Origin of the sequence: Massilia sp. UYP11 (assembly GCF_050434805.1) — a bacterium.
Taxonomy (GTDB): domain Bacteria; phylum Pseudomonadota; class Gammaproteobacteria; order Burkholderiales; family Burkholderiaceae_D; genus Telluria.
Map to the genome: position 1 here is coordinate 39,989 of NZ_JBNDJE010000002.1, position 12,065 is coordinate 52,053.

Genomic DNA, 12,065 nt, shown 5'->3' on the forward strand with positions numbered 1-12,065 from the left:
CAATCAGTTGCTGTTTTCAGCCGCGTGCAGGGGTTGCAACGCGCGGCGATATACATCGGGTAAGGCCACCGGCCGGTTGCTCGCGCGGTCGACATAGACGTGTACGAAATGGCCTTGCGCCGCAGCGACGTCGTCGCTCTTGCGGAAGATCGCGAGTTCGTAACGCACGCTGCTGGTGCCGATCTTGCCGACCCGCAGGCCAACCTCGATCGTTCCCGGAAACGCCACCGGGCTGAAATAGCGGCACTGGGTTTCCACTACCAGCCCGATCACGTCGGCCCGCGCGATATCCAGCGCGCCTTGCGCGATCAGATAGTGGTTCACCGCAGTATCGAAGTACGAGTAGTAGGTGACGTTATTGACGTGGCCATATGCGTCGTTGTCCATCCAGCGCGTCTCGATCGCATGGAAGTGGAAGAAGTCGGCCCGGGTGGCGGCAGGTTCGCGGGTGCTCACAGGACCTCCTCGTAGATCGCGTGCGCATCGGCCAGCAGCAGCTCGCGCGGGTTATTCACGAGCAGGCGCGTCTGCAACATCGCATCCGCCGCCAGCGAGGGCAGATCGGCCTTGACGATGCCGACATCGGCCAGGCGGGTGGGCAGGCCCAGTTCAGCCGGCAGCGCCGCCAGTTGGCGTACGAGCGCGGCGGTCTTTTCGGATGCTGTCCCGCGCGCGCCTGGTACGACGATGTCCGCCAGCTGCGCGTAGAGTTCAGGCGCCGCCTCGGCGTTGAACCGCAGCACCGCTGGCAAGACCAGCGAATTCGACAAGCCATGCGGCACATGGAAGCGCGCCCCGATCGGGTAGGCCAGCGCGTGTACTGCCGCCACCGGGGAATTGGCGAACGCCATGCCCGCCAACATCGCGCCCAGCAGCATGTTCTCGCGTGCCGCACGGTTGCTTCCGTTGCGGCAGGCTTCATGAATATTCGCGACGAGCAGGGACAGTGCTTCCCTTGCGAAAACGTCGGACAAGGGATTCTTCAGGCGCTTGCTGGTGAACGCCTCGATCGCATGGACCATCGCGTCGACACCGGTCGCGGCAGTGACATGCGGCGGTAACCCGAGGGTCAGGTCGGCGTCCAGAACGGCCCAGTCGGGGATGATCACCGGGGTCACGACACCCTTCTTCTGCCCTTCGCCGGTTGTGACGATCGAGATCGGTGTGACCTCCGAACCGGTGCCGGCCGTGGTCGGCACGAGGATCAGCGGCAGGCGCGGCCCCTTGGCTGCGCCGACTCCGTACACCTGCTCGAGCGTTTCGCGTCCGGGAGCCAGCAATGCCACCAGCTTCGCGACGTCCAGTGAACTTCCGCCGCCCAGGCCAATGACGCCGTCCGCCTTGGCCGAGACGGCAGCGTCGACCGCCGCCATCACGATCGCCGCGGGTGGATCGGCCTGGACGTCCGAATACACGGTAACGGCCACGCCGGCCGCCGCCAGGCTGGCCAGGGCGGGCGTGAGCAAACCAGCCTGCTCCACGCCCTTGTCAGTCACCAGAAAGATTGTTTGGCAGCGCAGCTGCCTGGCCAGCTCGCCCAGCCGCGCGCTGGAACCGGAGCCCACCAGGGTGGAACGGGGGGTTTGAAATTCGAAGTTCACATTCACTCCATTTGGTCGCTTGCGTAAGTGGACTATATACCAGCCAATTTGGCAAAACAAGTACGGGGTAACAATATTTTTTGCGCATGATATTCGCTGGCGCAGGCGAACTTGGCTTTACTTTTCAAGCAATCATAACTAGACTAAAAACGTCATTTTTGAAAAGTGAACGATGGATAGTATCGATCTGGAAGTGCTGACGACCGCGGTCAAGTGGTCCGCCGATGGCGAATACACCCTGCTCGCCACGGTCGTGCGCACATGGGGGTCGGCACCGCGCCCGGTCGGGTCGATGATGACCATCCGCGCTGACGGTCACGTGCGCGGGTCGATTTCAGGTGGCTGCATCGAGGACGACCTGATCGCCCAGGTGCAGTCCGGCCAATACCATGCGCAGACCCCCCAGGTTCTTACTTACGGGCTCTCCGCCGACGAGGCGCACCGCTTCGGGCTGCCCTGCGGCGGCACCCTGCAAATCGTGGTCGAATGCGTCACGCCGCAGTCGCAGCTGGCGCCGCTGCTGGCTGCGATAGCCCGCCAGGGCCTGGTCACGCGGGAGCTCGACCTCGACAGCGGCGCAGCCACGCTACGCGCCGGCGCACACGTGGGAGCGCTGGCCCTGTCGCGCGACCGCCTGATCACCGTGCACGGACCACGCTACCGCCTGGTGATCATCGGCGCCGGCCAGCTGACACGCTATGTGGCGGGCATGGCGCGGGCACTCGACTACCAGGTGATCGTCTGCGACCCGCGCGACGAATTCATCGGGGAATGGGATGTCGAGGGCGTGGAGTTGTCGCGCGAGATGCCGGACGACCTGATATTGCGCCTGCAGCTCGACTCGCATTGCGCCGTTCTGGCGCTGACGCATGACCCCAAGCTCGACGACATGGCCTTGCTCGAGGCGCTGAAATCGCCCGCCTTCTACGTCGGCGCGATCGGTTCGCGTTCCAGCAACCTGCGCCGCCGCGAGCGGCTCGCGCTGTTCGACGTCAGCGCCGCGGAAATCGCTCGGCTCCACGGGCCGGTCGGTCTCCATCTGGGCGCACGCACGCCGCCCGAGATTGCCATTTCCATCCTTGCCGAGATGACCGCGTTGCGTAATGGCGTGGATGTGCTTCAAACACATGAGCGCCGGCCGGCGAGCACCGCCCATGACGATGCCGTCTGCGCTTTGCCCCAGACCACCTGACAGAAAGGCTTGCATGCTCCAGATATATTCCATCGACGGCGTCACGCCGGTCGTTCATCCGAGTGCCTATGTCCATCCGAGCGCCGTGCTGATCGGCGACGTGATCATCGGTCCGCGCTGCTATATCGGGCCGCTGGCCAGCCTGCGCGGCGATTTCGGCCGCATCATCATCAACGAGGGCGCCAACATCCAGGACGGGTGCGTGCTGCACGGCTTTATGGACAGCGACACTGTCGTCGACGTCGATGGTCACATCGGACATGGCGCGGTGCTGCATGGGTGCCGGATCGAGCGTGACGCCATGGTGGGCATGCACGCGGTCATCATGGATGACGCGGTGATCGGCGAGTCGAGCATCGTCGGGGCCTTGTCGTTCGTCAAGGCCGGCATGGAGGTGCCCGCACGCAGCCTTGTCGTCGGCCTACCGGCAAGGATAGTCCGCCCGTTGCGCGACGACGAAATAGCATGGAAACGGAAAGGGACGATGCAGTACCACGAACTGACCGAACGCTCGATACGCACGATGCGGGCCGTGCCGCCCCTTGCCGAGGTCGAGGCCGATCGACCGCGTGTTCAAGCGGTTGGTCGTGCGCAGCCCAAGATTCGCGACCGGGCAGAACGCACGTGACGGCGCTCAAGCGGACCGCACTCCTGCTGCAAGGCAGGCAGATCGAGCTCGAGTACGAATGGATCACGGCGCAGCGTGCTGATGCACCACTGATCGTGTTCCTGCATGAAGGACTCGGCGCGGCGGCGGTGTGGGGAGATTGGCCGACAGTACTGTGTCGCGCGACGGGCTGTCGGGGCCTGGTCTATTCGCGCTACGGTTACGGTAGCTCGACGCCCCGTCCGCCAGGTGAACCTTGGCCCATCGACTATCTCGGTCATGAGGCGCGCGAGGCATTGCCGGCACTGCTGGACGCTCTCGGGGTCGATGCCGCGCGCGACCAGCCCATCCTGTTCGGGCACAGCGACGGCGGGTCGATCGCGCTGCAGTACGCAGCGGCATTTCCACAGGCTGTCCGGGCGATCGTTGTCGTCGCTGCCCATTTGTTTACCGAGGAAATGGGGTCCGGGCGGATCCGCTGGATGCAGCATCGCTACGCCAATTCTGCCCTCCGGAGCAACCTCGCCGCCGTACATGACTGCCCCGACGACGTGTTCCGCGGCTGGAGCGAACTGTGGCTGTCGGAGCGCTTTCGCGACTGGAACATCGAACGATGCGTGCCAATGATCCAGTGCCCTGTGCTGGCTGTGCAGGGCGCGGAGGACCAGTATGGGACGTTGGACCAACTCGACCAGATCGCGCGACTGGCCCGGAACGCGACACGTGTCGTTCTCGAACGATGCGGCCACTTTCCCCATTCGGAGCAGCCCGCCGCGCTTGCGGCAGCAGTAAAAACGTTCTTGGAAAAGGAAATCTCATGATCTCAAGCCAGCAGCAGGAAGCGGTCGATGCCGCCATCACGTCGCGCCGTTCGATCCGCGCCTTCCTTGATAAACAGGTCGAGCGGACCGACCTCGAGCGCATCCTCGAAGTGGCGGCGCGCGCGCCTTCCGGCACGAATACCCAGCCATGGAAAGTGTATGTGCTGACCGGCCAGGCGCGCGTGGCCCTGTCGGACGCCATCCTCGCCGCGCACACGTCTCCGGAATTGTCGCGCCAGCACACCGAGGAATACGCCTACTACCCGCGCGAATGGGTGTCGCCCTTCATCGACCGCCGCAGGAAAGTCGGCTGGGACCTGTACAGCCTGCTTGGCCTGGCGCGCGAGGACAAGCCCGGCATGGCCGCCCAGCATGCACGCAATTTCCGCTTCTTCGATGCGCCCGTCGGGCTGATCTTCACCATCGACCGCATCATGGAGCAGGGCTCCTGGCTCGACTACGGCATGTTCTTGCAGAACATCATGGTGGCGGCGCGCGCACGCGGTCTCGACACCTGTCCGCAGGCGGCCTTCACCCAGTACCACCGCATCATTGCCGAGCAATTGCAGCTGCCGTCGAATGAAATGGTGGTCTGCGGCATGGCGCTCGGCTGGGCCGATCCCGCGAAGATCGAAAACTCGCTTGTTACCGAGCGCGAGCCGCTGTCGAGGTTTGTCGAGTTTGTAAATTAGGTATTGAGTCCGTTACACAATCCTCGGCTTTGCGCCAGTGCCCTGGCGGGCACCGGTCGCAAACGATAAAAGGCGTTCTCCTCGAATGCCTTGACTTGCCCCTGGGATCGGGGTGGGATATGCGGAATGCGAATCTGCAGCCAGGGGATGGGATCTCGCCGCGTGAGCTGAGCCAACGATCCGCCGGCGTGGTTCATTCCGGGTACATGGGAGTGCTCCTGTAGTCTGGCGTACATGGCTCCCAGATCTGTGTCGGCGTTGTCTCAGGGCTGGACAACGATACGGTCCTCGACCCTCTTGACGCCCGGCGCCATCCATGCCGCGCGTTCGGCCTGCTCGCGCTCAAACCAAGAGTGCACGGTTCCCTTGAGGACCACTTCGCCGTCGCTGGCCTCGACCTGGACATTTTTCGCATCGACCTCGGCACTGCGCATGAACGCTTCCTCGATCTTGCGTTTGATTTCTTGTGCAGCAACCTTGGGCGTGATCTTGATCGAGTTGATCACCCCTTTGCAACCTTTCACGCCACGTGCCGACATCTCGGCCTTTTCTTTCTGGTAGTGCCACTCGGCCTCGCCCTCCAGCGTGATCCAGCCGTCCCTGACGATCACCTTGAAGTTCTGGTAAGAATAAGGCAGCTGCGCTTTCAGCGCCGCGACCGCGTCGCGTGCGATGTCCGGATCCGGACGCTGGTCCACGCTCGGCAGGCGGACCTCGAGATCGTTAGCGACGCCAACCACCCCCTGTACCCGCTTCGCATCCTTTTCCGCCTCGATTTTCTGGAGGTAACTCGGAATAAACCCTGCCAGGGTGACAACCCCGCTCTTGACGCTCACCGCGATGTTCGTTGGATCGATGTCGGGGTCGTATCGCAATTCAGCCTCGACATCTCGTTTAATCTCGTCATCCGTTTTCATCATACCTCCACTTGCTCCATAGCTAGGAATCTGGCAAGGCTCTTCGCCGTTCGCCACCGTCCATGCGCCAGTCGACGTGACGCCGGCGCCGCGCATGAAGGATTCAGTATAGGTACGTACTGCGGACCCGCAAGTAAATACTAGTCTCTGAGACCTCAGGGTAGATGTAGATCAAGCTCCCAATGACTTCGATCCGTGCGTGCCACCGTCGCTCCTATAGTTGGATGCCAGATGGCTAACCAGGAGGGTAGCGTCATGAAACGAATCATTGCAGTCTTAGCGATATCTGCGGCACCGCTCTGCATGGGCGTTGCATCGGCCCAGGCGCCGGCGGCGTCGACCGCGCAGGCCCCTGCCGCGCCGGTTGTGGGCAGGGCGCCGTTGGGCGTCACCGTGATCGAGCTGGAAGCTGTCGTCGTCGGATGGAGCGCCAAGCAAGATCTGATCGGCAAGACAGTCGTCAACGACAAGAGCGAAAAGGTCGGCAAGATCGACGACCTGATCATCTCCCCAAGCAAGGATGGCAAGCTCCCCGCGGCCTCGTTTGCGATCATCGGCGTGGGTGGATTCCTCGGGATCGGCAAGCGCGACGTGGCCATCCCGATGGAGCAGTTGAAGCTCCAGAATAAGCAGATGACCTTGCCTGGGGCGACGAAGGAGGCGCTCAAGGCGATGCCCCCGTTCGTGTACCAGAAGAGGTAGCGCGTACCACCTCACCCGGCGCCGGGCGGCATCGGCCGGCTGCATACGGCGGCCTGCCCGGCGATCGCGCGACGTCGGGTTCCGGGCGTGCTGGGGCCGGCCGCCGACCGGCGATGTCCCGCGCTCGATATATCCGGTGGGAGATCGACAGGACGAGATCATGGCAGACATGCTGACAGTGAACCGGAGCGCCAAGCCAGGCGATTGCAAAGGCTTTCAGCGCATGTTTGCGCCGAACCGCCTGACGCTCGGCGTGTTCTTCCCGATCGAGGCGTTCGCCGGCGACCGGCCGACCATGCTCGGCCAGGAGCGCCTGGCGCGCCGCGCCGAAGAGCTGGGATATGCTGCGCTCTGGTGCCGCGACGTGCCGCTGCGCGATCCCAGCTTCGGCGACGTGGGCCAGGTGTACGATCCGTGGGTCTATCTGGGCTGGATCGCGGCGCAGACCCACGACATCGCGCTGGCCACCGGCGCCCTGGTCCTCACCCTCCGCCACCCCCTGCATACCGCGAAGGGCGTGGCATCGATCGACCGGCTGTCGGGCAACCGCCTGGTCCTCGGCATCGCCTCCGGTGACCGGCCCGTCGAGTTCCCGGCCTTCGGCATCGACTTTGAACAGCGTTCGGCCCTGTTCCGCGACAACCTGCGCGTCGTGCGCACGGTCCTCGCCGAAGAGTTCCCGCAAGTCCAGTGGCCGCACGGCACCCTGGACGGGAGCGCGGATCTCGTACCCAAGCCGATCACGCCCGTGCCGATGCTCGTGACCGGTCACAGCGGCCAGCCGCTGGATTGGATCGCCAAACATGCGGATGGGTGGATCACCTACCCGCGCGCACTCCAGCGTCAGGCCGAGGTCGCGGCGCTTTGGCGCGCCGCGGTCGAAACCGCCGCGCCCGGCGTCTTCAAGCCGTTCGTGCAATCGTTCTACGTCGACCTGAGCGACGATCCCGACGCCGCGCCAACGCCGATCCACCTGGGCTTTCGCGGCGGCCGGCACTTCGTCCTGCGCTTTCTCGAGGCGTTGCGCTCGATCGGCGTCAACCACGTCATCCTGAACTTCAAGTACGGCGCACGCAATGCGGGCGACGTGCTCGACGAGATCGGTCAAGAGATCCTGCCGCGGCTGGCGGCCGGTCACGGGGACGGGTCGTAAGGCAGCATGAGCGGATCGCGCAGCCGGATAATCTGGCGCACGTCGTCGGCGTCGATCACCTCCATGCTCGTCAATCCCGCCGGCTCCTGGTTGATGTAGATGTCGCGGGGGTGCCGGATCAGGTGGTCGAGTCCTTCCAGCAGCACCTCCACCAGATCGTTCTTGTGGTCGTAAGTGATGCCCAGCAGCGGCACCCACTTGGCGGCGATCTGCACGCCGATATTCAGCGACGCGACCTCGATCTCGGTTTGTTTGCCCAAGATTAACTTCGAAATCCGGTCAAAATAGGGTTGCCACACCTCTTTGTCGAGCTTGACTGTAGCCATCGGGTCTACCTCCGTGTGTTGCGGTTGACAAAGCGCCGCCCGAACCTGCTCGGCGCCGACCACCTGCGGCGCGCCGGGCGGGTTCCCGGCTGCGCAACACAGGCAAGCGATTTCAGTTAGACCGCGTGGCGCGCGCTAAATTCGCCTTGCGCAAAATGGAAAGGAATAGCGGAACCCTGGGTCGGCTTTGGTGTCCAAATAAGATGGAGCACTAGAGAAATGCGCATCACTGCCACGAACACCACGCGGTAGACCCTGGCGGGGCAACTGGCGCGGGTCTGGTGCAGGGCGAGCACCAGGCCACATGTACAACACAAAATATTTCGATCCTAATCGGCACGCCACCTGGCTGGAGTTGTTCTTCGACCTGATCTTCGTGGTAACGATCGGTGACGTCACGCATATCCTGAGCCACACACACGAGGGGCATCTCGACCCGGTCCAGTTCTGGAAGTTCGTGCTGATTTTTATCCCATTGTGGTGGATCTGGGCGAGCCACACGATGTATGCCAACCGGTTCGACGCGGACGACCGCAAGCACCGCCTGGCAACCCTGGTCATCATGTTCCTGCTGATCGTCGTCTCGGGCCTGATCGGCAAGCGATTCCTGACCAGCTTCGACGCCATCGTCTTCTGCTACGTCGGCGCGAAATACGTCATCGCCATGATGTACTTCGTGTCGAAATACCGGCACCCGGAAAGTGCGGGGCTCGCCAGCGCGATCGGCCGGGTGATCGTGGCCGGGGCCACCCTCAGCCTCGCGGCGGTCCTGTTCGCGCCGCCATGGCAATATGTGATGTTTTATGTCGGCATATTGTTCGATCTGCTGGCGTTCATCTTTTTCTTGCCGCGTCATCTACGGACCATTCCCGTGCACACCGAACACCTGATCGAGCGTGTCGGTCTGCTCACGATCATCATACTTGGCGAGTCCGTGTTCAGCATGTCCGCGGGACTGGCGAACATCAACTGGACCGCGCAGAGAATGGCCACTGCCGCCACCGGCTTCGTGATGGTATCGGCCATCTGGTGGGTCTATTTCGACAGTTTTCATCTGCTGACCGAACGCAAGCTCACTACCGGCCATTCGGTGCTGTACTCGCACCTTCTCGTCTTCGTCGGCCTGTCGGTGCTGGCCAGCCTGATCCGGCATGCGATCCTCGACGACATCGTGGAGTCCGACTTCCGTGCACTGGCGGTGATCGGCGCGCTCTGCTTTTTCATCGGCAAGCAGTACGGCTATTTCATGGAACGCCCCGAATTGCGGGGGCGGCTGGTCGTCAATACCCTGATCGCCTTCGCCTTGTGCGGCATCGCTATCCTGCTGCCCGGAACCAGCTACATGCTGCTCGGCCTCACCGTCGCGATGATCTGTTATGCTCTCCTCAGCCTGCGCTACCGGAACGTCCCGCCTGCACCCGCGCCCCCTGCAAGCGACGGCGCGCGTTTCTGATCCCCGTTTCTGGTCCCGTTTCTGATCCCGTTCCTGATCCCTCCCCCACGCGCCAGGTGCCGCCTGCACGGCGCGCGGACTACGCGGGCGGCGTACCAGAACTCTCCGGCCGCCGCGCCAGCAGCTGGGACAGCCGCTGCAGGCCCGTCTGCAGGCGTCCCCGGTCCCTGACACAGCCCAGCGAAATCCGGATCGCGTTCACCGAATCGCTTCCATTGGCAAACGCCTCGCCGGGGGCGACCGCCATGCCTTCCTTGTCCGCCGCGCGCGCAAGCTGGGTGCCATTCCAGTACGCGGGCAACTCGAGCCATACGTGCAGGCCGTCACCCACACCGGTGTACCGGCCGGCCAGGATATTTCGCGCCATCCGATGCCGGATCCGCGCTTCGGTGCGCACCCCTTCCAGCAGCCGGGCGGCGGAGCCGTCCAGGATCCACTGGGTTGCAAGCGCTCCCGCCAACGGTGGAGCCATCAATGCGAACGACCTCAATGCGACCAGCAGACGCTCACGTTCCTGCGGGTCGGGCACGAGGACGAAGGCGATCCGCAGTCCCGGAGTCAGGCATTTCGACAGGCTCGAGATGTAGTACGCATGGCTTGGGGCGGACGTGGCGATGGGCGGCGGCGGGGCCTCGGCGAGAAGCCAGTAAGGATCGTCCTCGACGATGCGCACACCGGCATGCCTGGCGATGGCGGCGAGCTCCTGCCGCCGTTGCGCCGGCATCGTGACCGTCGTCGGATTCTGCAATGTCGGATTCAGATAGACCAGCCGCGGCGCGTGTTCGCGGCACGCTTGTTCGAGGCGCTCGGGCAGCATCCCGTGCCGGTCGGCGCCAACCGTCACGATGCGCCGGCCGAACTGCGTCGCCGCCGCGCGCAGGCCCGGATAGCCGGTCGGCTCGACCAGGATCACGTCGTCCGGCGCGGTCAGCGTCAGGATCAACGCGGCGATCGCGGCCTGGGCGCCCGGACAGACGATCACCTGGCGCGGATCGACGCGCCCGAACATCGGCGCCATCCAGCGCGCGCCCACCTCGCGATCGGATTCGCTGCCGCCACCCAGGTGGTAGCTCATCAGCAATCCGCTATCCGCCCGCATCAGCACCTGGCGCAGGCCCTGCTTGAGCATGTCGTCGAAGTCGACGCCATCCGGCGGCGGCGGCGTGTTCATGCTCAGGTCGAGCACCGGCGCCAGGTCGAACTTCGGCGCCGCGACGTAGGTGCCGCGCGCGCCCCGCCCTTCCAGCAGGTGGCGGCGCTTCGCTTCGTCGTAGGCGCGGGTGACCGTGGTCAGGTCGACGTCCAGCTGCGCCGCCAGCTGGCGCTGCGGCGGCAGGCGGTCGCCCGACTTCAGGAGGCCATCGGCCACTGCCTGCTGCAGCGCATCCGCAATCTGCAGGAACCGCGGGCCGCCGTGCGCGGCCAGCCGGGGTAACCAGCTTGCCGATCGGTCATCTTGCAAGGATGTTAGCTGGGACATTTTGTCTCAATGTATGGAAATTGTTTCTGATTAGGATGTCGTGGGTTGTACATACATTGAGGCCAAGCCCGGCAAGTCGAGTGGCGGCCTGCGCCACTCATCTCATACATATTAGGCAAAAAATCGACGGGACAATGGTGCGATCCGGTCGTCCGTGAAAAATGACCGATCGTATGGCGCAGGAATCTGGCGCAGGAATCGCCTCTCACACCCTGCCGGTCCCGGCCGAGCCTTGGTCCGCGATGGCGGTCCTGGCGTTGTCATGAAGCTGGCTTGAATTTACCTTATGAACATCTTACCTCTCCCGTGCCCCCAGGTCATCCGGGTCGCCGTTGCCGACGACCATCCGCTTGTTCGCGAAGGCGTCAAGAACGTCTTGTCGGTGGAATCCGATATCATCCTGGTGGGGGAAAGCGGCAGCCTGCCAGCCACCCTGGACATGGTGCAGGCTACCGAGCCGGACGTGCTGCTGCTCGACCTGAACCTGAGCCCGACGCATGAACTGGACGCGCTGCGCACCGTGACCGCGCGCTGTCCCGGCATGCCGGTCCTCGTGCTCAGCGCGCACGGCGAGGAGCAGTTCGGCATTGCCGTCCTGCGGCTGGGCGCGTCGGGCTACATCAGCAAAACGCTGGCCGCCGACGTCGTGGTCAAGGCCATCCGCAAGGTGCACGCCGGCGGGCGCTACGTCAGCGAAACCCTGGCCGAACTGCTTGCCAACGAAGCGGCGTCGCCTTATCTGCGCAAGGCGCACGAGCGCCTGACCGACCGCGAACATCAGGTATTGGGCTTGCTGGCCACGGGCACCGCGGTCAAGCAGGTGGCGGGCAAGCTCGACATCAGTATCAGCTCCGTCAACACCTACCGCTGCCGTATCTTCACCAAACTGCACATCAGGAACAACGCCGAGTTGATCCGCTATGCCTTCCGGCACGGGCTGGTCAGCTGACCTGGCGCCGCGCGCGCTCCAGCCGGCACGGCCATGCCCCCCGGCAGCGCAGGTCGATCTGCGGCAAGCGGTCCGACCGGTCGAGCTCCTGTCGTGTTCCGCCAGCCATGCGCGCGCCTTCGACGTCACTCGTGTGTCAGTTTGACCAGCGCGTCGCCCTGTGTCACGACGC

13 protein-coding genes are annotated in these 12,065 nt (G+C 64.0%); 8 read left to right on the forward strand and 5 right to left on the reverse strand.

The genetic code is table 11. The features are described from left to right. Positions 1-3 precede the first annotated feature (3 nt). Together ABIB38_RS03675 and ABIB38_RS03680 are read right to left on the reverse strand one after the other, a co-directional pair. On the reverse strand, positions 4-456 hold the full coding sequence (locus ABIB38_RS03675; protein ID WP_429201838.1) for an acyl-CoA thioesterase: 453 nt from the start codon (positions 454-456) through the stop codon (positions 4-6). Beyond that, complete coding sequence (locus ABIB38_RS03680) at positions 453-1,601, reverse strand: iron-containing alcohol dehydrogenase (protein WP_429201840.1); 1,149 nt, start codon at positions 1,599-1,601, stop codon at positions 453-455. The genes ABIB38_RS03675 and ABIB38_RS03680 overlap by 4 nt, the downstream gene beginning before the upstream one ends. A gap of 172 nt (positions 1,602-1,773) precedes the next feature. On the opposite strand from ABIB38_RS03680, the gene ABIB38_RS03685 reads away from it, so the two are divergent. From ABIB38_RS03685 to ABIB38_RS03700, 4 genes are read left to right on the forward strand one after another with little or no spacing between them, the layout of a single operon-like run. After that, positions 1,774-2,793, forward strand: coding sequence for an XdhC family protein (locus tag ABIB38_RS03685; RefSeq protein ID WP_429201842.1), 1,020 nt, complete (start codon positions 1,774-1,776; stop codon positions 2,791-2,793). 13 nt (positions 2,794-2,806) lie between these two features. Further along, positions 2,807-3,421 (forward strand): phenylacetic acid degradation protein PaaY, encoded by a 615-nt coding sequence (locus ABIB38_RS03690; RefSeq protein WP_429201844.1) that lies wholly within the window; start codon positions 2,807-2,809, stop codon positions 3,419-3,421. Then, positions 3,418-4,221 carry an alpha/beta fold hydrolase gene (locus ABIB38_RS03695; protein WP_429201845.1) on the forward strand — a complete coding sequence of 268 codons (804 nt, stop codon included), beginning with the start codon at positions 3,418-3,420 and terminating at the stop codon, positions 4,219-4,221. The genes ABIB38_RS03690 and ABIB38_RS03695 overlap by 4 nt, the downstream gene beginning before the upstream one ends. Continuing rightward, entirely contained in the window at positions 4,218-4,913 is a 696-nt protein-coding gene (locus ABIB38_RS03700; RefSeq protein ID WP_429201847.1) for a nitroreductase, read from the forward strand. The genes ABIB38_RS03695 and ABIB38_RS03700 overlap by 4 nt, the downstream gene beginning before the upstream one ends. A 263-nt stretch (positions 4,914-5,176) precedes the next feature. Here ABIB38_RS03700 and ABIB38_RS03705 read toward each other — a convergent pair whose 3' ends face one another. After that, a complete protein-coding gene (locus ABIB38_RS03705) occupies positions 5,177-5,830 on the reverse strand; it encodes a BON domain-containing protein (protein ID WP_429201849.1) in 654 nt (217 codons plus the stop codon). Positions 5,831-6,085: 255 nt separating this feature from the next. Between ABIB38_RS03705 and ABIB38_RS03710 the strand changes: the two genes are divergently transcribed. Continuing rightward, on the forward strand, positions 6,086-6,532 hold the full coding sequence (locus tag ABIB38_RS03710) for a PRC-barrel domain-containing protein (protein WP_429201851.1): 447 nt from the start codon (positions 6,086-6,088) through the stop codon (positions 6,530-6,532). 160 nt (positions 6,533-6,692) lie between these two features. Continuing rightward, positions 6,693-7,685, forward strand: coding sequence for an LLM class oxidoreductase (locus ABIB38_RS03715; RefSeq protein WP_429201852.1), 993 nt, complete (start codon positions 6,693-6,695; stop codon positions 7,683-7,685). Here ABIB38_RS03715 and ABIB38_RS03720 read toward each other — a convergent pair. Beyond that, positions 7,667-8,011: a DUF5335 domain-containing protein gene (locus ABIB38_RS03720; protein WP_429201854.1), complete on the reverse strand. Its 345-nt coding sequence runs from the start codon at positions 8,009-8,011 to the stop codon at positions 7,667-7,669. The genes ABIB38_RS03715 and ABIB38_RS03720 overlap by 19 nt on opposite strands. Positions 8,012-8,315: 304 nt before the next feature. On the opposite strand from ABIB38_RS03720, the gene ABIB38_RS03725 reads away from it, so the two are divergent. Then, positions 8,316-9,464 carry a low temperature requirement protein A gene (locus ABIB38_RS03725; protein ID WP_429201856.1) on the forward strand — a complete coding sequence of 383 codons (1,149 nt, stop codon included), beginning with the start codon at positions 8,316-8,318 and terminating at the stop codon, positions 9,462-9,464. Positions 9,465-9,543: 79 nt separating this feature from the next. On the opposite strand, the gene ABIB38_RS03730 is transcribed toward ABIB38_RS03725, so the two are convergent. After that, the gene (locus ABIB38_RS03730) at positions 9,544-10,944 is read right to left on the reverse strand and encodes a PLP-dependent aminotransferase family protein (protein ID WP_429201857.1); all 1,401 of its coding nucleotides are present in this window, start codon (positions 10,942-10,944) and stop codon (positions 9,544-9,546) included. A gap of 286 nt (positions 10,945-11,230) precedes the next feature. Here ABIB38_RS03730 and ABIB38_RS03735 point away from each other — a divergent pair, with 286 nt between their 5' ends. Beyond that, entirely contained in the window at positions 11,231-11,893 is a 663-nt protein-coding gene (locus ABIB38_RS03735) for a response regulator (protein ID WP_429201859.1), read from the forward strand. Positions 11,894-12,065: the final 172 nt, after the last annotated feature.

Excerpts from the sequence above, each read along its gene's own strand:
- ABIB38_RS03730 (WP_429201857.1), bottom strand. The coding sequence starts at position 10,944 with ATGTCCCAGCTAACATCCTTGCAAGATGACCGATCGGCAAGCTGGTTA.
- ABIB38_RS03710 (WP_429201851.1), top strand. The coding sequence starts at position 6,086 with ATGAAACGAATCATTGCAGTCTTAGCGATATCTGCGGCACCGCTCTGC.
- ABIB38_RS03720 (WP_429201854.1), bottom strand. The coding sequence starts at position 8,011 with ATGGCTACAGTCAAGCTCGACAAAGAGGTGTGGCAACCCTATTTTGAC.
- ABIB38_RS03735 (WP_429201859.1), top strand. The coding sequence starts at position 11,231 with ATGAACATCTTACCTCTCCCGTGCCCCCAGGTCATCCGGGTCGCCGTT.
- ABIB38_RS03690 (WP_429201844.1), top strand. The coding sequence starts at position 2,807 with ATGCTCCAGATATATTCCATCGACGGCGTCACGCCGGTCGTTCATCCG.
- ABIB38_RS03700 (WP_429201847.1), top strand. The coding sequence starts at position 4,218 with ATGATCTCAAGCCAGCAGCAGGAAGCGGTCGATGCCGCCATCACGTCG.
- ABIB38_RS03725 (WP_429201856.1), top strand. The coding sequence starts at position 8,316 with ATGTACAACACAAAATATTTCGATCCTAATCGGCACGCCACCTGGCTG.
- ABIB38_RS03705 (WP_429201849.1), bottom strand. The coding sequence starts at position 5,830 with ATGAAAACGGATGACGAGATTAAACGAGATGTCGAGGCTGAATTGCGA.
- ABIB38_RS03715 (WP_429201852.1), top strand. The coding sequence starts at position 6,693 with ATGGCAGACATGCTGACAGTGAACCGGAGCGCCAAGCCAGGCGATTGC.
- ABIB38_RS03685 (WP_429201842.1), top strand. The coding sequence starts at position 1,774 with ATGGATAGTATCGATCTGGAAGTGCTGACGACCGCGGTCAAGTGGTCC.